17 protein-coding genes are annotated in these 17,732 nt (G+C 68.3%); 15 read left to right on the top strand and 2 right to left on the bottom strand.

Annotated elements, in window-relative coordinates:
* Complete coding sequence (locus AC11WY_RS06350; RefSeq protein WP_482923668.1) at positions 1-1,251, bottom strand: sarcosine oxidase subunit beta family protein; 1,251 nt, start codon at positions 1,249-1,251, stop codon at positions 1-3.
* 223 nt (positions 1,252-1,474) lie between these two features.
* On the opposite strand from AC11WY_RS06350, the gene AC11WY_RS06345 reads away from it, so the two are divergent.
* From AC11WY_RS06345 to AC11WY_RS06275, 15 genes are all read left to right on the top strand, one after another.
* Positions 1,475-3,847, top strand: a complete 2,373-nt coding sequence (locus AC11WY_RS06345) for a trimethylamine N-oxide demethylase (RefSeq protein ID WP_482923666.1) — start codon at positions 1,475-1,477, stop codon at positions 3,845-3,847.
* 10 nt (positions 3,848-3,857) lie between these two features.
* Positions 3,858-4,289 carry a group II truncated hemoglobin gene (locus AC11WY_RS06340; RefSeq protein WP_482923664.1) on the top strand — a complete coding sequence of 144 codons (432 nt, stop codon included), beginning with the start codon at positions 3,858-3,860 and terminating at the stop codon, positions 4,287-4,289.
* Between the two features lies 1 nt (position 4,290).
* Complete coding sequence (locus AC11WY_RS06335) at positions 4,291-4,557, top strand: acylphosphatase (RefSeq protein ID WP_482923662.1); 267 nt, start codon at positions 4,291-4,293, stop codon at positions 4,555-4,557.
* A gap of 128 nt (positions 4,558-4,685) precedes the next feature.
* Positions 4,686-5,312, top strand: a complete 627-nt coding sequence (locus AC11WY_RS06330) for a Rieske 2Fe-2S domain-containing protein (RefSeq protein ID WP_482923660.1) — start codon at positions 4,686-4,688, stop codon at positions 5,310-5,312.
* Positions 5,309-6,154, top strand: coding sequence for an aromatic ring-hydroxylating dioxygenase subunit alpha (locus AC11WY_RS06325; protein WP_482923658.1), 846 nt, complete (start codon positions 5,309-5,311; stop codon positions 6,152-6,154). Before AC11WY_RS06330 ends, AC11WY_RS06325 begins: the two co-directional genes overlap by 4 nt.
* On the top strand, positions 6,151-6,807 hold the full coding sequence (locus AC11WY_RS06320) for a glutathione S-transferase family protein (RefSeq protein WP_482923656.1): 657 nt from the start codon (positions 6,151-6,153) through the stop codon (positions 6,805-6,807). The genes AC11WY_RS06325 and AC11WY_RS06320 overlap by 4 nt, the downstream gene beginning before the upstream one ends.
* Positions 6,808-8,178: an amidohydrolase gene (locus AC11WY_RS06315; protein ID WP_482923654.1), complete on the top strand. Its 1,371-nt coding sequence runs from the start codon at positions 6,808-6,810 to the stop codon at positions 8,176-8,178.
* A 20-nt stretch (positions 8,179-8,198) separates the two neighbouring features.
* Positions 8,199-9,293, top strand: a complete 1,095-nt coding sequence (locus AC11WY_RS06310; protein WP_482923652.1) for a BMP family ABC transporter substrate-binding protein — start codon at positions 8,199-8,201, stop codon at positions 9,291-9,293.
* A gap of 9 nt (positions 9,294-9,302) precedes the next feature.
* Entirely contained in the window at positions 9,303-10,829 is a 1,527-nt protein-coding gene (locus tag AC11WY_RS06305) for an ABC transporter ATP-binding protein (protein ID WP_482923650.1), read from the top strand.
* On the top strand, positions 10,826-11,905 hold the full coding sequence (locus AC11WY_RS06300) for an ABC transporter permease (RefSeq protein ID WP_482923648.1): 1,080 nt from the start codon (positions 10,826-10,828) through the stop codon (positions 11,903-11,905). The genes AC11WY_RS06305 and AC11WY_RS06300 overlap by 4 nt, the downstream gene beginning before the upstream one ends.
* The gene (locus AC11WY_RS06295; RefSeq protein WP_482923646.1) at positions 11,902-12,813 is read left to right on the top strand and encodes an ABC transporter permease; all 912 of its coding nucleotides are present in this window, start codon (positions 11,902-11,904) and stop codon (positions 12,811-12,813) included. The genes AC11WY_RS06300 and AC11WY_RS06295 overlap by 4 nt, the downstream gene beginning before the upstream one ends.
* A gap of 104 nt (positions 12,814-12,917) precedes the next feature.
* Complete coding sequence (locus AC11WY_RS06290) at positions 12,918-13,604, top strand: GntR family transcriptional regulator (protein ID WP_482923644.1); 687 nt, start codon at positions 12,918-12,920, stop codon at positions 13,602-13,604.
* A 62-nt stretch (positions 13,605-13,666) separates the two neighbouring features.
* Positions 13,667-13,789, top strand: coding sequence for a hypothetical protein (locus tag AC11WY_RS06285; RefSeq protein ID WP_482923642.1), 123 nt, complete (start codon positions 13,667-13,669; stop codon positions 13,787-13,789).
* A 67-nt stretch (positions 13,790-13,856) separates the two neighbouring features.
* The gene (locus tag AC11WY_RS06280; RefSeq protein WP_482923640.1) at positions 13,857-15,239 is read left to right on the top strand and encodes an aspartate aminotransferase family protein; all 1,383 of its coding nucleotides are present in this window, start codon (positions 13,857-13,859) and stop codon (positions 15,237-15,239) included.
* Between the two features lie 20 nt (positions 15,240-15,259).
* Complete coding sequence (locus AC11WY_RS06275) at positions 15,260-16,639, top strand: glutamine synthetase family protein (RefSeq protein WP_482923638.1); 1,380 nt, start codon at positions 15,260-15,262, stop codon at positions 16,637-16,639.
* Here AC11WY_RS06275 and AC11WY_RS06270 read toward each other — a convergent pair.
* Positions 16,636-17,682, bottom strand: coding sequence for a LacI family transcriptional regulator (locus AC11WY_RS06270; RefSeq protein ID WP_482923636.1), 1,047 nt, complete (start codon positions 17,680-17,682; stop codon positions 16,636-16,638). The genes AC11WY_RS06275 and AC11WY_RS06270 overlap by 4 nt on opposite strands.
* Between the last annotated feature and the right edge of the window lie 50 nt (positions 17,683-17,732).

Below are 17,732 nucleotides of genomic sequence, written 5' to 3'. Positions count from 1 at the left end.
TCAGTGCAGGTTCGGTTGGGCGCCCTGGCCCTTTTCGTCGATCATCAGCCCCTTGCGGAAGCGGTCGAACCGATAGGCGGTGGCGGTGGGGTGCGGCGTGTCGGTCGCCAGGAGATGGGCGAAGACCCAGCCCGAGGCGGGCGTCGCCTTGAAGCCGCCGTAGCACCAGCCGCCGTTGAAATAGAGCCCGTCGATCCCGGTGCGGTCGATGATCGGCGAGCCGTCCATCGACATGTCCATGATGCCGCCCCAAATGCGCAGCAGGCGCGCCCGCCCGATCATCGGCATCAGCGCCATGCCGCCCTCGCAGACATCCTCGACCACCGGCAGGTTGCCGCGTTGGGCGTAGGAGTTGTAGCCGTCGATGTCGCCGCCGAACACCAGCCCGCCCTTGTCGGACTGGCTGACGTAGAAATGCCCCGCGCCGAAGGTGATGACGCCGTCGATCAGCGGCTTCAGCCCCTCGGATACGAAGGCCTGCAAGACATGGCTTTCGATCGGCAGCCGCATCCCGGCCTGCGCCATCACGCGGCCGGAGGAGCCTGCCACCGCGACCCCGATCTTCTTTGCGCCGATGTAGCCGCGCGAGGTTTCGACGCCCAGAACGCGGCCGCCCTCGATGCGAAAGCCCGTCACCTCGCAGTTCTGGAGGATGTCGACGCCGCGCCCATCCGCACCACGGGCATAGCCCCAGGCGACGGCATCGTGGCGCACCGTGCCGCCGCGGCGCTGGCCGAGGCCGCCCTTGATCGGAAAGCGGGCGTTGTCGAAGTTCAGGAACGGATACATTTCGCGGATCTGGTCGCGCGTGTACATCTGCGCATCGGCGCCATGCAGGATCATCGCGTTGCCGCGCCGGGTGAAGGCGTCGCGCTGCGCGTCGGTGTGGATCAGGTTCAGGATGCCGCGCTGGCTGACCATCGCGTTGTAGTTGAAGTCCTGCTCCAGCCCCTCCCACAGTTTCAGCGAGAATTCGTAGAACGGTTCGTTGCCGTCCAGCAGGTAGTTCGAGCGGATGATGGTGGTGTTGCGCCCGACGTTGCCGCCGCCGATCCAGCCCTTTTCCAGCACCGCGATGCGGGCCTGCTTGAACTCGTTGGCCAGATAGTAGGCGGTGGCGAGGCCGTGGCCGCCACCGCCGACGATGATGTAGTCATAGGCGGGTTGCGGGGCGGGGTCGCGCCAGGCCGGGGTCCAGCCCTTGTGGCCGCTGAGCGCCTCGGCGATGACCCTGAAACCGGAATAGCGCATGTTCACCCCAAGCCTGACCTTGCGCCGAATATGGCGCTGCGGGGGGCGGGCGCCCGTCTCATTTCCGACATGGGTCACGCCGTTTCGGCCATGCCGTTGCAAGGGGCGGTCGGTCGCGCCAAGGTGGCGCTGGTGCAAGGGGCTTGCCGGGCCGTGTGCCGGTGGATATTCTTTGCGTTAAATATTGTTTCTGCACATGCAAATCGACCGAGGGGGACGCCCGATGCTGGACTCGATCTATCCGCGCGTGATCCCCGGCCCGCCGCGCCCGAGCCGGATCCTGACGCCCGCCTCGCTGACCGCCGGCTCGGGGCTGGAGCGCTACGAGGTGCAGGGCGGCGGGGCGATCCTCGTGACGCTGGGCGCGGGTGACCGGGTCACGCTGGTCAATACCGAGGGCGGGCAGGTGGCCGAACTGGTGGCGGCCGATGCGCGGGGGGCGATCGACGCCGGCATTCTGGGCGTGGCGGCGAATTCCGGCGCGGCGGGGCTGAAGGCGCTGCTGGCGGCGGGCGCGGGGCAGGGGCTGCGCGGGCTGCGGCTTGGGCTGGAGCGGCGCGGCATCGACCTGGCCAAAGCCGGGGCGGTGTCGCTGTTCGAGACCACGACCCCGGCGGGCACCGAGGCGACCTTTACCGCCACCCGCGACGGCGTGCTGATCGTCGCCGCCCCCGGTGCCGCGATGGCGCCCGGCGATCAGGATACGGTGACGCCGCTCGGCCTGCGGCTTCAGCGCGCGAGCGTGCAGATGGTGGGCCGGTTCGACCTGCCCGACCCGCTGGCCGATCCGATGCTGGACCTGCGGGTCAAATCCTGCACCGCGCAGGCCTATTTCGTGCAGGCGGGCGACTACATCCAGATCATCGACGTCGATGGCCGCCAGTGCACCGATTTCCAGTGCTTTGCCGCGCGCAAGCTGGACAAGGGCATCGAGCACGCGCTGGACGTGACGACCTCGCGCACGCTGATGGGGCACGCCTATTCGATGCCGGGGCTGCATTCCAAATACTACGATCAGGACATGCTGCCGCTGATCGAGGTGGTGCAGGATACCGTCGGGCGGCATGATGCCTTCGCGATGGCCTGCGCGGCCAAGTATTACGACGACATCGGCTACCCCGGCCACATCAACTGCTCGGACAACTTCAACAAGGTGCTCATCCCGCGCGGTGTCAGCGCGCGGCCGGGCTGGATGGCGGTCAACCTGTTCTTCAACACCGGGATCGACGCGCACGGCGTGCTTTATTCCGACGAGCCGTGGTCGCGCCCCGGCGACTATGTGCTGTTCCGCGCCCTGACCGACCTGATCTGCGTCAGTTCCGCCTGCCCCGACGATACCTCGCCCGCGAACGGCTGGTATCTGTCGGACATTCATGTGCGCACCTATCCCGGCGCCGAACCCTTTCAGCGCGCCATCGCCACGCGCGCCACCCCCGATGCGGAGCCGAAGATGACCAAGGAAACGGCCTTTCACGCGCGCACCTCGGCGCTGACCCGGCATGTGGTGGAATACAAGGGCTACTGGCTGCCGCAGGTCTATTCGTCGAAAGGCGCGATCGAGGAATACTGGGCCTGCCGCGAAAAGGCGGTGGTGCTGGACCTGTCGCCGCTGCGCAAGTTCGAGGTGACCGGGCCGGATGCCGAGGCGCTGATGCAGTATGCGCTGACCCGCGACGTCAAGAAGCTGAGCGTCGGGCAGGTGGTCTATTCCGCGATGTGCTACCCGCACGGCGGCATGATCGACGACGGCACGCTGTTCCGGCTGGGCCGCGACAATTTCCGCTGGATCGGCGGCGATGACTACGGCGGCATTTGGCTGCGCGAACAGGCGGAAAAGCTGGGGCTGAAGGTGATGGTGCGGTCCTCGACCGACCAGATGCACAATCTGGCGGTGCAGGGGCCGAACTCGCGCGAGATCATCAAACGGATGATCTGGACCCCGCCGCACCAGCCAAGCGTCGAGGAACTGGGCTGGTTCCGCTTCACCATCGGGCGGCTGGGCGATGCCAGCGGCGCGCCGGTGGTGGTGTCGCGCACCGGCTATACCGGCGAGCTGGGGTATGAGGTGTTCTGCCATCCCAAGGACGGCGCGGCGGTCTATGATGCGGTCTGGGCGCAGGGCGGCGATCTGGGGCTGCGGCCGATGGGCCTTGCCGCGCTCGACATGGTGCGGATCGAGGCCGGGCTGATCTTCGCGGGCTATGACTTCACCGACCAGACCGATCCGTTCGAGGCGGGCATCGGCTTTACCGTGCCTCTGAAGTCCAAGACCGATGATTTCATCGGCCGCGAAGCGCTGATCCGGCGCAAAGAGCATCCCAGCCGCAAGTTCGTCGGGCTGGAGATCGACGCGAACGTCGATGTGGGCCACGGCGATTGCCTGCACATCGGGCGCGCGCAGGTCGGCGAGGTGACCTCGTCGATGCGCTCGCCGCTGCTGGGCCGGAACATCGCGCTGGCGCGGGTGGACGTGGCCCATGCCGAGGTGGGCACCGAAATCGAGGTCGGCAAGCTTGACGGCCAGCAAAAGCGGCTGCCCGCGAAAATCGTCGGGCTGTCGCACTACGACCCGAAGAAGACCCGGCCGCAGGGCTGAGGGGGGCAGGGTGGAAAGCCTCCTCGACCAGTTGGGTGGTGAGCCGGCGCTGAAGGCTCTGGTCGATCATTTCTATGATCTGGTCGAAACCGACCCGCGCGGCGAGAACCTGATGCGGTTGCATTTCCGTGGCCACGGGCTGGCCCATGTGCGGGCCGAGCAGTTCGATTTCCTGTCCGGGTTCCTCGGCGGGCGTCGCTACTATGCGGAACGGCACGGCAGCATGGAGGTGCGCCTGATGCACGCCCATGTGCCGATCGCGCGGGCGGATGCGGAAAGCTGGCTCGCCCTGATGGACCAGGCGATCCGGGATCTCGGCCACGAGGGGCCGCATGTCGACAAGATGCGCGCGGCCTTCCGCCGGGTCGCGCTGATGCTGGTGAACGATCTGCGTGAATGGGGTTTTGCGGCCGACTCCATGCCGGGGCCGGGGGCGGCCTGAGATGACCGAACACTTCCGGATCGAGGGCGACGTGGGGTCGGCGGTCTTTCCGGTCTGGATCGCGCGCCACACCCGGCGGCTTGGCCTGCGCAGCACCGTCCTGTCGCAAACCGCCCACCGGCTGGAACTGATCGTGACCGGGCCGCGCGACCTGCTGGACGCGATGGCGCTGGGGTGCAGCCTCGGGCCGCAGGAGGTCTGGGTCGAAACCATCCTGCGCGATCCGCAGGGCGACGGACGACCGGATTTCCCTTTGGGAAATGCCTGAATTGTGATCGTGTTTGCGGGTGGCGCCTGATTTGCGGGCGAAGGTCCGGGCAGCGGCGGGATGTCGGGTCGTTGTGCTGGCGCTTCGGTCGCCGGGGTTGAAGGGTTTGCGGAGCATCCGGGGGAAAGATGACAACGCAGTGGGTTGCCAATTCTCTGTCGCGCGACCTGCCTGCGGGGGTCGTGATGCGCGGGCGTTGCGCCGGGCAGGAGGTCGCGATCTGGCGCAGCGCCGCGGGCCTTGTGTCGGCGTGGAAGGATCGCTGCCCGCATCGCGGGATGCGGCTGTCGCATGGCTTCGTGCGGGGCGAGACGCTGTCGTGCATCTATCACGGCTGGGTCTATGGCACCAACGGCGGCTGTAACCGCATTCCGGCTCATCCCGATCTGGTGCCGCCCGCCGCGATCCGGACCGAGGTTTTCGCCTGTGCCGAGGCCGACGGGGTGATCTGGGTGGCGCCGGTCGGAGCGACGGCAATGGTGCCGGACGTGCCCGACTTGGCGCCGCTGCGCTCGCTGACCTTTGGCGCCGACGCGGCGCAGATTGCCCGGGCGGTGCCCGAGCTGGCTGGCACCGACCGGTTGACCGGCCTTGTCAACCTGAACGGGCAGGCGGTCGGCCTGTGTCTGCTGTTGCAGGACGCAGGCGGGGGCCGGACCACGGTTCACGCCCTCTGCGCGCCGCAGGCCGATGGGGTGGCGGTGTCGCGCTGGCTGGAAAGCCTGCGGCGGCGCGCGGAAAAGGGGGCGGCATGATCCCGGCAGCGGTTCGCAACGAATGGTATCCGGTGGCGATGGCCGCGCAGGTCACGCCCGCGCCGGGCCGGGAAACGCAGTTGCTGGGCCAGCCGGTGCGGATGTTCCGGGATGGCGACCGCATCCGGGTGCAGGGCGACGGCGGCGCCGATCTGGCGGTGACGGAACGCTTCGGCCATGTCTGGGCCTGCCCCGGCACCCCCGCGCATCCGCTGTTCGCGATCCCCGAGGCGGATCAGCCCGGCCGCCGTCTGGTCGAATGCGGCGTGGTGCGGGTGAAATGCTCGCCGCTGCGCGCGGTCGAGAACTTCCTCGACATCGCCCACTTCCCGTTCGTGCACACCGACATCCTTGGCGCCGAGCCGCATACCGAGGTCAACCGCTACGAGGTTGCGATCCGCGAGGACAGCGACGAGGTCTGGGCCACCAAGGTGACTTTCTACCAGCCGCAGGCGGCGAAGTCGGCCGCGGGCGGCATCGTCACCGACTACATGTACCGCGTGCCCGCGCCCACGGCGGCGGTGCTTTACAAGACCTGCCCGGCGATGCCCGGCGAATGGGACGTGATCGGCATCTTCGTGCAGCCGCTGACCGAGGAATTGTGCGACGTCTGGCCCTGGATGGCGCTTTACGACGACGTGACGCCGCAGGCCGACCTGATCGCCTTTCAGCAGATGATCTTTCTGCAGGACCGCTCGATCCTGGAAAACCAGATCCCGCGCCTGTTGCCGCTGGATCCGGGGATGGAGATTCCGACCCAGGCCGACCTGACCTCGATCGCCTACCGGCGCTGGCTGAAACGCAAGGGCCTGACCTACGGCGCGCAGATGGTGGCGGCATGATCCGGCTTTACGACTATGTGCTCAGCGCAAGTTGCTACAAGGTCCGGCTGATGGCGGCCCTGCTGGGGGTGAAGCTGGAGCTTGTGGCGGTCGATTTCCATCCGGGGCGCGAACACAAGGGGCTGGCGTTCCGCGACCTCAACCCGGCGGGGACCATTCCGGTGATGGTGGCGGGCGATCTGGTGCTGACGGAAAGCACCGCGATGCTGGTCTACCTCGCCGCGCTCAGGGCGCCGGTGTGGCTGGGGGATGGCACACCCGCATCGGCGGCGCAGGTGCAGCAATGGCTGGCCTTCGCGGCGCGGCTGGCGGGCAGCCTCGGCCTCGCGCGGCTGCATGACATGCTGCACTTTCCCGCCGACATCGACGCGGCCCGCCGCGCCGGGGTGGAGTGTCTGCGCGAGCTTGAGGCGCATCTGGTTGAGCGGCGGCTGGCCGGGGGCCTTTATCTGGTGGGCGATGCGCCGACGATCGCCGATATCGCCTGCTTTCCCAACGTGGCGCTGGCGCCCGACGGCGGGGTGGAGCTGGACGCCTACCCCTCGGTCCGGCTCTGGGCGCGGGCGATCCGCGCGCACGAGCGGTTCATCGAGATGCCGGGGATTCATCGGATGCACGAGTTGCGGCCCGCGCCAACCGGAACGGAGGCCTGAATGGGCTATCTGCTGAAGAATTGCGCCGCCATCGTGCCCTCGGCCTTTGCGCCGGTGCTGCGCGATCAGGACATGCTGATCAGCGGCAACACCATCGCGGCGATCGGGCCGGGGCTGTCGCGCGGCCCGCTGCCTGCGGGAACCGAGGTGATCGACGCGGCGGGCTGGTTCGTCTATCCGGGCCTGATCAACACGCATCATCACTTCTTCCAGTGCTTCGTGCGCAACCGCTCCGATCTGGACTGGACCAAGCTGTCGGTGATCGAGTGGCTCGACCGCATCTATCCGATCTTTTCCCGGCTGACCGAAGAGGGGTTCTATCATGCCTCGGTGGTGGCGCTGGCCGAACTGGTCAAGCACGGCTGCACCACCGCCTTCGACCACCAGTATTGCTTTCCCCGCCATGCCGGCAGCCGCATCGTTGATCGCCAGTTCGAGGCGGCCGAGATGCTGGGGGTGCGCTTTCATGCCGGGCGCGGCACCAACACGCTGCCGAAGTCGGAAGGCAGCACCATCCCCGATGCGATGCTGGAGACGACCGACGGCTTTCTGGCCGATTGCGAGCGGCTGATCGACGCCTACCACGATCCGGCCCGGTTCAGCATGCGGCAGGTGGCAATCGCGCCCTGCCAGCCGGTGAACTGCTACCGCGAGACCTTCGTCGAATCCGCCCGGCTGGCGCGGGCCAAGGGCGTGCTGCTGCACACCCATGTCGGCGAGGGTGAAAGCCCGCTGATGCAGGCCCGCACCGGCCAGCGCACGATCGACTATTGCGAAGAAATCGACTTTGCCGGGCCGGATGTCTGGTATGCGCATTGCTGGGAACTGACGCCGGGCGAACTGGCGCAGATGGCGGCCAGCCGGACCGGCGTGTCGCATTGCCCGGAACCGGTCTATCTGGTCGGCGCCGAGGTCACCGACATTCCGGCGATGGATGCGCTGGGGCTGCGCATCGGCTTGGGCGCCGACGGGGCGGCGTCGAACGACAACTCGAACCTGATGCACTGCATCCATTCGGGCTACATGCTGCAATCTCTGGTGGCCGCGGGCCGCAGCGATCCGGTGCCGCCGCCCGCGGCCTTTCTGGGCTATGCGACCCAAGGCGGCGCGGACCTCTTGTGCCGCCGCGATCTGGGGGCGCTGGCGCCGGGCAAGGCCGCCGACCTCTTTGCCATCGACACCCGGCGGCTGGATTATGTCGGCACCCGCCACGACCCCGCCAGCCTGATCCCCAAGGTCGGCATCGGTTCGGTGGTGGACATGACCATGATCAACGGCCGCGTGGTCTGGCGCGATGGCGCCTTTCCGGGGCTGGACGAGGGCGCCCTGTTCGCCGAGGCCGAAGCCGCCCTGCACCGCATTCTGACCTGAGCCAACAAAGGAGACAAGCCATGAGCCACAGCTTCAATCGCCGCAGCTTTCTGAAAACCTCGCTGGCCGCCGGAACCGCGCTGGCCCTGCCGGTGCCGGCCTTCGCCGCCGTTGTGCTGAACATCGCGCTGATCGTGCCCTCGCCCGCCGCCGACGTAGGCTGGTCGCACACGCTGGAACTGGGCACCGACGCCATCAAGAAACAATACGGCGACGCGGTGAAGGTGACGGTGCTGGAAAACATCGCCGAGGGCCCGGACGGCGACCGCATCATGAACAAGGTGGTGGCGGACGGCAACGCCTTCGTCATCCTCGGCTCGTTCGGCTACATGAACGGCGGGCTGAAGCTGGCCAAGGCGCACCCCGAGGTCAGTATCCTGCACGCCTCGGGCTACATGACCGCGCCCAACTTCTCGCCCTTCGGCGCGCGCTACTATCAGGGCACCTACCTGATGGGCATGGCGGCGGCCTCGCTGACCAAGTCGAAGAAGCTGGGCTGCGTCGGCGCCTTCCCGATCCCCGAGCTGATCACCTCGATCAACGCCTACACGCTGGGGGCGCAATCGGTCGATCCGGCGATCGAGGTTTCGGTGGTCTGGGTGAACTCGTGGTTCGATCCGGCGTCGGAACAGCAGGCGGCCAAGGCGCTGCTGTCGCAGGGCTGTGACGTGATCTTCTCGAACGCGCAGGATACGCCCTCGGTGGTGACCGCTTGCGAGGCGGCCGGGGCCTATGTCTTCAACCTGAACTCGTCGATGACGAAATACGCGCCCAAGAAATACCTCGGCGTCGTCGGCACCGACTGGTCGCCCTACTTCAAGGCGCAGGTCGCGGCGCATCTGGCGGGCAGCTTCAAGGGCGCGTCGGCCTGGCTCGGGCTGGCCGACAACGTGGTGTTCCTGGCCGACTGGAGCCCGGACATCCCGGCCGCGATGATGACCAAGATCACCGACACGCAGGCCCGGATCGCCTCGGGCGCGTTCATGCCGTTCACCGGGCCGATCACCGATCAGGCCGGGGCGGTGCATGTTGCGGCCGGGGTCGTGCTGGGCGATGCCGACATCCTGTCGATGGACTGGCACGTCAAGGGCGTGACCACGCCGCTGCCGAAGTAGGGCGCCGCGATGACCCGGACCCCGCTGTTGGCGCTTTCGGGCGCAAGCAAACGCTACGGCGGGGTCGCGGCCAATTCCGGCATCGACCTGACCGTCGAGGCCGGGTCGATCCACGCCATTCTGGGCGAGAACGGGGCCGGGAAATCGACCCTGATGAAGCTGATCTACGGGGTCGAGGTGCCGGACGAGGGCACCATCCTGTGGAAGGGTCAGCCGGTCCACCTGTCCAGCCCCGCCGATGCACGTCGGCTGGGCATCGGCATGGTATTCCAGCATTTCTCGCTGTTCGAGACGCTGACGGTGGTGCAGAACATCGCGCTGATCGTGCCCGGCCGTCAGGCGGCGCTGGCGCGGCGCATCCGCGAACTGGGCGACGAATTCGGCCTGCACGTCGATCCGGCGGCGATGGTGCACTCGCTTTCGGTCGGCGAACGCCAGCGGGTCGAGATCATCCGCAGCCTGCTGCTGAACCCTGAACTGCTGATCCTCGACGAGCCGACCTCGGTCTTGCCGCCGCAGAGCGTGGGCAAGCTGTTCGAGACCCTGCGCGCCCTGCAGGCCAAGGGCATGGCGATCCTGTTCATCAGCCACAAGCTGGAAGAGATCACCGAGCTTTGTGACACCGCCACCATCCTGCGGCTGGGCAGGGTGACCGGGCGGCTTGACCCGCGCCAGCATTCCGCGGGCGAACTGGCGACGCTGATGATCGGCCGCGAGATGCCGCCCCCGGTGCATCCGACGCCGCATGGCCTGGGCGAGACGCGGCTGGAGCTTGCGGGCCTCGACTACCTCAACGAAGACCCGTTCGGGGTCTCGCTGGCGGGGGTGTCGCTGGCGGTGCACAGCGGCGAGATCGTCGGCATCGCGGGCATTTCGGGCAACGGCCAGCAGGAACTGGCGGCGCTGATCTCGGGCGAGATCACGCAGCCGCGGGCGCAGCGCGACACGATCCGCCTGATGGGCCGATCGGTCGGTGACATGCCGGTCGCGGGGCGCCGCGCCCTTGGCTTTGCCTTCGTGCCCGAGGAACGGCTGGGGCGCGGTGCGGTGCCCGAAATGTCGCTGGCCGACAACGTGCTGCTGACCGCGCATGGTCGGGGGCTGGTGCGCCACGGCTTCATCCGGCGCGGCGCCGAGCGCGCCTTTACCGCCGACTGCATTGCCCGCTTCGACGTGCGCACGCCCGGCCCCGAGGCCGAGGCCGGGGCGCTGTCGGGCGGCAACCTGCAAAAGTTCATCATGGGGCGCGAAATGATGCTGACCCCCCGGATGATGCTGGTCGCGCAGCCGACCTGGGGCGTGGACATCGGCGCCGCGACCGAGATCCGGCAGCGGCTGGTGGCGATGCGCAACGCCGGGGGGGCCATTCTGGTGATCTCGGAGGAAATCGAGGAGCTGTTCGACATCTGCGACACGCTGCATGTGCTGCACCACGGCCGCCTGTCGCCCGCGCTGCCGGTGCGGTCCACCACGGTGGACGAGGTCGGCGCCTGGATGATCGGCGCGGCGCCGCAACAGGCGGGAGCGCGCGCATGAAACTGACCCTGATCCGGCGTGAACGCGCCTCGCGGCGGGCGATGGTCGCGGCGCCGCTGATCGCGCTGGTGCTGAGCATTCTGACCAGTGCGGTGCTGTTCGCGCTCTTGGGCAAACCGGCTGGCCGCGCGCTTTACTCGCTGCTGCTGGAGCCGTTCCTGAGCTGGTACAGCTTTTCCGAGGTGCTGCTGAAAACCGCGCCGCTGCTTTTGATCGCGCAGGGGCTGGCGATCGGGTTTCGGGCCAATGTGTTCAACATCGGTGCCGAGGGGCAGTTGATCATCGGCGCGATCGCGGCCTCGGCGCTGCCGGTGTGGTTTCCGCAGGGCACCTCGGGCTGGATGCTGCCCGCGATGATCGCGATGGGGGCGCTGGGCGGCATGGTCTGGGCCGGGCTGGCGGCGGGGCTGAAGACCCGGTTCAACGCGAACGAGATTCTGGTGACCCTGATGCTGACGCTGATCGCGACGCAGCTTCTGAACTATCTGCTGGTCGGGCCGTGGAAAGACCCCAAGGGGTTCAACTTTCCGCAAAGCGTGATGTTCCCCGATGCGGCACTGCTGCCGGTGCTGTTGCCCGGCACCCGCGTCAACATCTCGCTGCTGGCGGCCTTCGCGGCCTCGGGGCTGGCCTATGTGATGATGCGGCACCGCTTTTCGGGCTATCAGTTGCTGGTCGGCGGGCTTGCGCCCCGGGCCGCGACCTACGCCGGGTTCAGCGAGCGGCGCAGCGTCTGGCTGAGCCTGCTGCTGGGCGGTCTGGCGGCGGGCTTCGCCGGGGCCTGCGAGGTGGCGGGGCCGCTGGGGCAGTTGCAACGCTCGGTCTCGACCGGTTATGGCTATTCGGCGATCATCGTGGCCTACCTCGGCGGGCTGAACCCGCTGGGCATCGTCGTCTCGGCGTTCCTGATGTCGGTGCTTTTCATCGGCGGCGACAACGCGATGGTGTCGGCCGATCTGTCGGTGGCGGCGGTCTTCGTGTTCCAGGGGCTCCTGCTGGTCTTTTACCTCGCCAGCCTGACCTTCATCCGCAACCGCGTGGTGCTGAGCTTGCGGCCGCGGGGGGTGGGGCGATGAACGCGATTGAGTTCATTCTGGCCGGGATGGTGGCGGCCGCCACGCCGATGCTGCTGGCCGCGCTGGGGGAACTGGTGGCCGAACGGTCCGGCGTGCTCAACCTCGGCATCGAGGGCATGATGGCGCTGGGGGCGGCGCTGGGGTTCGCGATCACCTTCACCACCGGCAGCCACGCGCTCGGGTTTCTGGGGGCGGCGCTTGGCGGGGCGGCGATCGCGCTGGTCTTCGCGGCGCTGGCGCTGGGGTTCGTCGCCAATCAGGTTGTCGCCGGGCTGGCGATCGGGGTGCTGGGGCAGGGGCTGTCGTCGCTGTTCGGCAAGCCGTTCGAAAGCCAGACGGTGACGCCGCTGCCGAAGCTGGCGATCCCCGGCCTGTCGGACCTGCCGGTGATCGGGGCGCTGTTCGATCAGGATGTCGCGGTCTACCTGACGCTCGGGCTGGCGCTGACGCTCTGGGCGGGGCTGAACCATTCCAAGCTGGGGCTGGTGATCCGCGCGGTCGGCGAGAACCCGCACGCGGCGCGGGCGGTCGGGTTTCCGGTCATTGCCATCCGCTGCGCGGCGGTGGCGTTCGGCGGGGCGATGGCGGGGATCGCCGGGGCCTATGCCTCGACCGTCTATACCCCGCTCTGGGCTGACGGGATGATTGCCGGGCGCGGCTGGATCGCGCTGGCGCTGGTGGTGTTCGGCACCTGGCAGACCGGGCGCGTGGTCTTTGGCGCCTTCCTGTTCGGCGCGCTGTCGCTGGGCAGCCTGGGCGCGCAGGCGATCGGCGTCAACGTGCCGTCGCAACTGCTGGCCTGCCTGCCCTACGGCGTGACGATCCTGATGCTGGCGGTGATCTCGTCGAACCGTCGGCGGCTGCGGCTGAACTCGGTCGCCTCGCTCGGGCAGCCGTTCGGCGGCTGAGCGGGGAGGAGCGCGAGCCGCCTTTCCTGCGATCGCAGATCGCGTTCCCTTGGCGGCATCGCGGTGCTATGCTGCGGCCTGGCAGCCGGGGAGGGAAACGTCCGATGAAGCTTGCATCGCCGATCGGCCTTGATGCCATCGAGGTTCAGCCGCTGCACGAAATTGTCTACAGCCGCCTGACCCGCGCCCTGATGGCGGGGCAGATCCCGCCCGGCCGCAAGCTGACCTCGCGCAAGCTGGCGCAGGAACTGGGCACGTCGGACATGCCGGTGCGGGCGGCGCTGTCGCGGTTGCAGGCGCTCAAGGCGCTGGTGCCGCTGCCCAACGGGTCGCTGATCCTGCCGCCGATGACACGCGACCGCTTTGCCGACCTGATGGCGACGCGGCAGACCTGCGAGGGGGCGGCGACGGAACTGGCGGTGGAACATGTCGGCAAGGCCGAGTTGCAGGCGATTCAGGCGGCCGGGGTCGCGCTGGTGCAGGCGGCGCGCGATCAGGACATCGACGCCTATCTGGAGCAGAACTACGAGTTCAAGTTCCGCATCTACCGCGCCAGCCGGTCTGACGCGCTGGTGTTCCTGATCGAGGTGCTGTGGTTGCAGGTCGGCCCGTTCCTGCGCCAGTTCGCGGGCAAGTTCGACGGCTCGCTGGCGGGCATCCTGGCGCTGGACCATCACCACGAGGTGGTCGACGCGCTGGCCCGCAAGGACGGCCCCGCCGCCGCCGCCGCGATCCGCCGCGACCTTGCCGACGGCGCGCGGTTCCTGCTGGAACATGGCGCGTTTGCCTGAGGCAGGGTGCTTGTCGTTTGCGATCGCAGATCGTAAAAGGAAGCGTGCAGGAGACGCGTGACATGGGTTCTTCGGAGACGTGCATCATCATCATCGGCGGCGCGGGCCGCTGGCCGGTCGGGCGCAATCCCGAGACGGGCGAGGCCTTCGTGCGCGAGCCAACCGGGCGGCGCCGCCGCCGATGACGACATCGCCCTGAAAACCGCCTATAGATTCGCGGGCTGAGACGCCCCCCGCTTCGGAGACACCGACATGACGATTTCCAACGCCACCACCCACCTGCGCCAGGACGATGCGGCGCATCACCTGCACCCCTTCACCAACACGCGCGAACTGAACGCGCGCGGGGTGCGGGTCATCTCCCGCGCCACGGGCGTGCATCTGACCGACAGCGAGGGCAACCGCATTCTCGACGGCATGGCCGGGCTGTGGTGCATGGCGCTGGGCTACGGGCGCCACGAGATCATCGCGGCGGTGACCCGGCAGATGGAGGAGTTGAGCTATTACAACACCTTCTTCAACACGACCCATCCGGCGGTGGTCGAGATGTCGCGGCTCTTGACCGAGGTCACGCCGAAGCAGTTCAACCACTTCTTCTTCACCGGCTCGGGATCGGAATCGAACGACACGATCCTGCGCATGGCCGGCTACTACTGGGATCTGATGGATCAGCCCGAGCGCAAGATCTTCGTCTCGCGTCGCGGCGGCTATCATGGCTCCACCGTGGCGGCGGCGGCGCTGGGCGGGTTCGGCTCGATGCACAAGCAGGGCGGCGTGCCGGTCGGCAACATCTTCCACGCGCCGCAGCCAAGCTGGTGGGCCGAGGGCGGCGAGCTTTCGCCCGAGGACTTCGGCCTGAAGGTCGCGAACGACACGCTGGCGCTGATCGACGGCATCGGCGCCAAGCGCGTTGCGGCCTTCATCGGCGAGCCGATCCAGGGCGCCGGTGGCGTGATCATCCCGCCCGCGACCTACTGGCCAACGCTGGCCGCCGGGCTGAAGGACCGCGGCATCCTGTTGATCTCGGACGAGGTGATCTGCGGCTTCGGGCGCACCGGCAACTGGTTCGGCTGCGAGACGATGGGCACCGAGCCCGACTTCATGACGATGGCCAAGGGCATCACCTCGGGCTATGTGCCGATGGGCGCGGTGGCGGTGTCGGACCGGGTCGCCGATGTGCTGATCGCCAAGGGCGGCGAGTTCGCGCACGGCTACACCTATTCGGGCCACCCGGCGGCCTGTGCGGCGGGCATCGCCGTGCTGAACATCCTGCGCGACGAGAAGATCATCGAGCGGGTGCGCGACGACATCGGCCCCTATCTGCAAGCCAAGTGGCGCGCGCTGGCCGATCACCCGATGGTCGGCGAGGCGGTGATGACCGGCCTGATCGGCTCGATCCGGCTGACGCCGCACAAGGCCAGCCGCGCAGCGTTTCCCGAAGCCGCTGACGTCGGCATGGCGACGCGCAACTTCTCGTTCGAGAACGGGCTGGTGATGCGGGCGGTGGGCGACCGCATGGTGCTGGCGCCGCCGCTGGTGCTGACCCGCGCCGAGGCCGATGAACTGATGGAAAAGGCGGTCCGCACGCTCGACATGTCGATGGCCGCGCAGCGCAAGGCGGGGCTGATGGCCTGAAAGGGCGTCAGGGGCAAGACATGACGACGACCCAACCCGGCGGTGCCGATCCGGCCGAGGCGCAGCAATTTCTGGCGCGCTACCCGGATGTGCAGGCGATCGACATCGCGCTGATCGACTGCCACGGCATCGCGCGCGGCAAGTCGATCCGCCGCCACGAACTGGACAGCCTGTTCGCCAGCGGGCGCGGCATCCCCGCCTCGATGTTCGCGCAGGACGTGGCGGGCGACGATGTCGAGGGCACCGGCCTCGTGCTGCACGACGGCGGCGGCGATCACCGCTGCTGGCCGATCGGCGGCACGCTGGGCTTCATGCCCGCCACCGGGCGCGGCCATGTGCTGCTGAGCATGTTCAACCCCGATGGCACCGGCTTTGCCGCCGAACCGCGCCATGCGCTGGTGCGGCAGGTGACCCGCGCCCGTGCGCAGGGGTTCGAGCCGATGGGCGCGCTGGAGCTGGAGTTCTACCTGGTGGACCGCGAGCGCGACTCGCGCGGGCGGGTGCAGCCCGCGCGCTATCCGCTCAGCGGGCGGCGGTCGCACAATACCAACACGATGTCGGTGGATGAACTCGACGAGATGTCGCCGTTCTTCGACGCGGTCTACGAGGGCGCCAAGGCGCTGGACCTGCCGCTGGAATCGCTGATTTCGGAATACGCGGCCGGGCAATATGAACTGACGATCCGCTACCGCGACCTGATGCGCGCCGCCGATGACGTGATCATCGCGAAACGGCTGGTGCGCGCCACCGCGCGGCGGTTCGGAATGGAGGCCTGCTTCATGGCCAAGCCGTTCGGGCAGGATTCGGGCTCGGGGATGCACCTGCACCTGTCGCTGGCCGATTCGGCGGGGGCCAACCTGTTCGCCGATCAGCCGGACGGGTCGCTGTCGCCCTTGATGCTGCATGCCATCGGCGGCATCCGGGCGACGATCGCCGACACGATGCTGGTGCTGGCGCCGTTCCTGAATTCCTGGCGCCGCTTTGCCAGCGTGGTCTATTCGCCCGCCAATGACACCTGGGGGGTGGAAAACCGCACCGTCGCGCTGCGGGTGCCCGCGGGCAGCCCGACGGCGCGCCATTTCGAGCATCGCGTGGCCGGGGTGGATGCCAACCCGTATCTGGTGGCGGCGGTGACGCTGGGCGGTGCGCTTGACGGGATCGCGGCAAAACGCGACCCCGGCCCGCCGGTCACCGGCAACGCCTATGACGGCGCGGCGCCGCATGACCTGCCGCGCACCTGGCTGGAGGCGATCGACCGGCTCGACGGCTCGGCCTTCTCGCGCGAGGTGCTGGGCGAGGCGCTGCACACCGGCTTTGTCGCGGTGAAGCGCGCCGAATACCTGCGGTTGGCGCTGGAGATCACCGAGATCGAGTGGGAGCTTTACGGCTTTACCGTTTAGCGCGGGTCGATCGGGCCGGGGGTGTCGAGGTCCTGCATCGGCAGTTCGGTCGGGTGGGCGATGCGGTGCATCAGGGCGCGGGCGGCGAACTGGCCCGCGCGGTCGATGTCTTCATGCACCACGATGATGCCGGGGCGGAAGCGTTCCAGCACGGCGATCGCCTCTTTCGCGACGATGTCGAAATCCAGTCCCAGTTTGCGACCCAGACCCTCGGCCGTGGCGACCATCGTCATGGTGGCGGCCACGCTGGGTGAAATCATGCCGTCGGGCGGTTCGGGGCCGAGCAGCGCGGTGGCCAGCGCCTTGCCGATCCGCGGCGAGTCGTCATGCGCGTCGGCATCGGGCAGCACCGTCAGCCCGACGCCAAGCCGCGCCGCGGCCTCGGTCGCGCCCGCCACCATGTGCTGGGCGTAGGATTGCGTCAGCGGCGGTGCCAGCAGCACGATCTGCCGCCGCCCGCGCCGGGCCAGCGCCACCACCGCCTCGGCCGCGAAGGCGCTGTTGTCGAAATCGACGTAGGCGTGGCGGTCGCAGATGTTGGTGCGCCCATGCGTGGCGAAGGGGAAATCATGCGCCATCATGTAGGCGACGCGGGGATCATCCGGCTCGGTCTGGTTGATGATCAGCCCGTCCGCCGATCCGGTCTCGACGATGTAGCGGATCGGGACCATCGGATCCTCGTCGGGGAAGTAGGGCGTGATGATCATGTGGTAGGGCGTGCCGCGCAGCGCCCCGGCCACCGCCGAAATCAGCCGCGCCGTGTGGTTCATCAGGTCATGTTCGGTCGACATCACCAGCGAGATCACGTTGGTGCGCCCGGTGCGCAGGCGCACGCCGGCCCGATTGGGCCGGTAGCCGATCCGCTGCGCGATCTCCTTCACGCGGCGCTTGGTATCCTCGCCGATGTCGGGGGCATCGCCGAGGGCGCGCGACACCGTGGGCACCGCAAGCCCGGCGAGGCGCGCGATGGTCTTGAGCGTGGGCCGCTCGACCGGCTCCGATGCCTCAACCGGAACGTGTGAGGGCTGTACCGAATCAGCCATTTTTTGCGCCCAACTCCTTCGCAGCCGCCGAACAGGTGCGACCCCTGCCG

Source organism: Solirhodobacter sp., from assembly GCF_964715405.1.
This window is presented reverse-complemented; position numbering and strand designations above follow the sequence as displayed.

What these genes read in the sequence shown, in the direction of transcription:
- AC11WY_RS06350 (WP_482923668.1), bottom strand. Translation starts at nt 1,251, where the DNA reads ATGCGCTATTCCGGTTTCAGGGTCATCGCCGAGGCGCTCAGCGGCCAC.
- AC11WY_RS06345 (WP_482923666.1), top strand. Translation starts at nt 1,475, where the DNA reads ATGCTGGACTCGATCTATCCGCGCGTGATCCCCGGCCCGCCGCGCCCG.
- AC11WY_RS06335 (WP_482923662.1), top strand. Translation starts at nt 4,291, where the DNA reads ATGACCGAACACTTCCGGATCGAGGGCGACGTGGGGTCGGCGGTCTTT.
- AC11WY_RS06330 (WP_482923660.1), top strand. Translation starts at nt 4,686, where the DNA reads ATGACAACGCAGTGGGTTGCCAATTCTCTGTCGCGCGACCTGCCTGCG.
- AC11WY_RS06325 (WP_482923658.1), top strand. Translation starts at nt 5,309, where the DNA reads ATGATCCCGGCAGCGGTTCGCAACGAATGGTATCCGGTGGCGATGGCC.
- AC11WY_RS06320 (WP_482923656.1), top strand. Translation starts at nt 6,151, where the DNA reads ATGATCCGGCTTTACGACTATGTGCTCAGCGCAAGTTGCTACAAGGTC.
- AC11WY_RS06315 (WP_482923654.1), top strand. Translation starts at nt 6,808, where the DNA reads ATGGGCTATCTGCTGAAGAATTGCGCCGCCATCGTGCCCTCGGCCTTT.
- AC11WY_RS06310 (WP_482923652.1), top strand. Translation starts at nt 8,199, where the DNA reads ATGAGCCACAGCTTCAATCGCCGCAGCTTTCTGAAAACCTCGCTGGCC.
- AC11WY_RS06305 (WP_482923650.1), top strand. Translation starts at nt 9,303, where the DNA reads ATGACCCGGACCCCGCTGTTGGCGCTTTCGGGCGCAAGCAAACGCTAC.
- AC11WY_RS06300 (WP_482923648.1), top strand. Translation starts at nt 10,826, where the DNA reads ATGAAACTGACCCTGATCCGGCGTGAACGCGCCTCGCGGCGGGCGATG.
- AC11WY_RS06295 (WP_482923646.1), top strand. Translation starts at nt 11,902, where the DNA reads ATGAACGCGATTGAGTTCATTCTGGCCGGGATGGTGGCGGCCGCCACG.
- AC11WY_RS06290 (WP_482923644.1), top strand. Translation starts at nt 12,918, where the DNA reads ATGAAGCTTGCATCGCCGATCGGCCTTGATGCCATCGAGGTTCAGCCG.
- AC11WY_RS06285 (WP_482923642.1), top strand. Translation starts at nt 13,667, where the DNA reads ATGGGTTCTTCGGAGACGTGCATCATCATCATCGGCGGCGCGGGCCGC.
- AC11WY_RS06280 (WP_482923640.1), top strand. Translation starts at nt 13,857, where the DNA reads ATGACGATTTCCAACGCCACCACCCACCTGCGCCAGGACGATGCGGCG.
- AC11WY_RS06275 (WP_482923638.1), top strand. Translation starts at nt 15,260, where the DNA reads ATGACGACGACCCAACCCGGCGGTGCCGATCCGGCCGAGGCGCAGCAA.
- AC11WY_RS06270 (WP_482923636.1), bottom strand. Translation starts at nt 17,682, where the DNA reads ATGGCTGATTCGGTACAGCCCTCACACGTTCCGGTTGAGGCATCGGAG.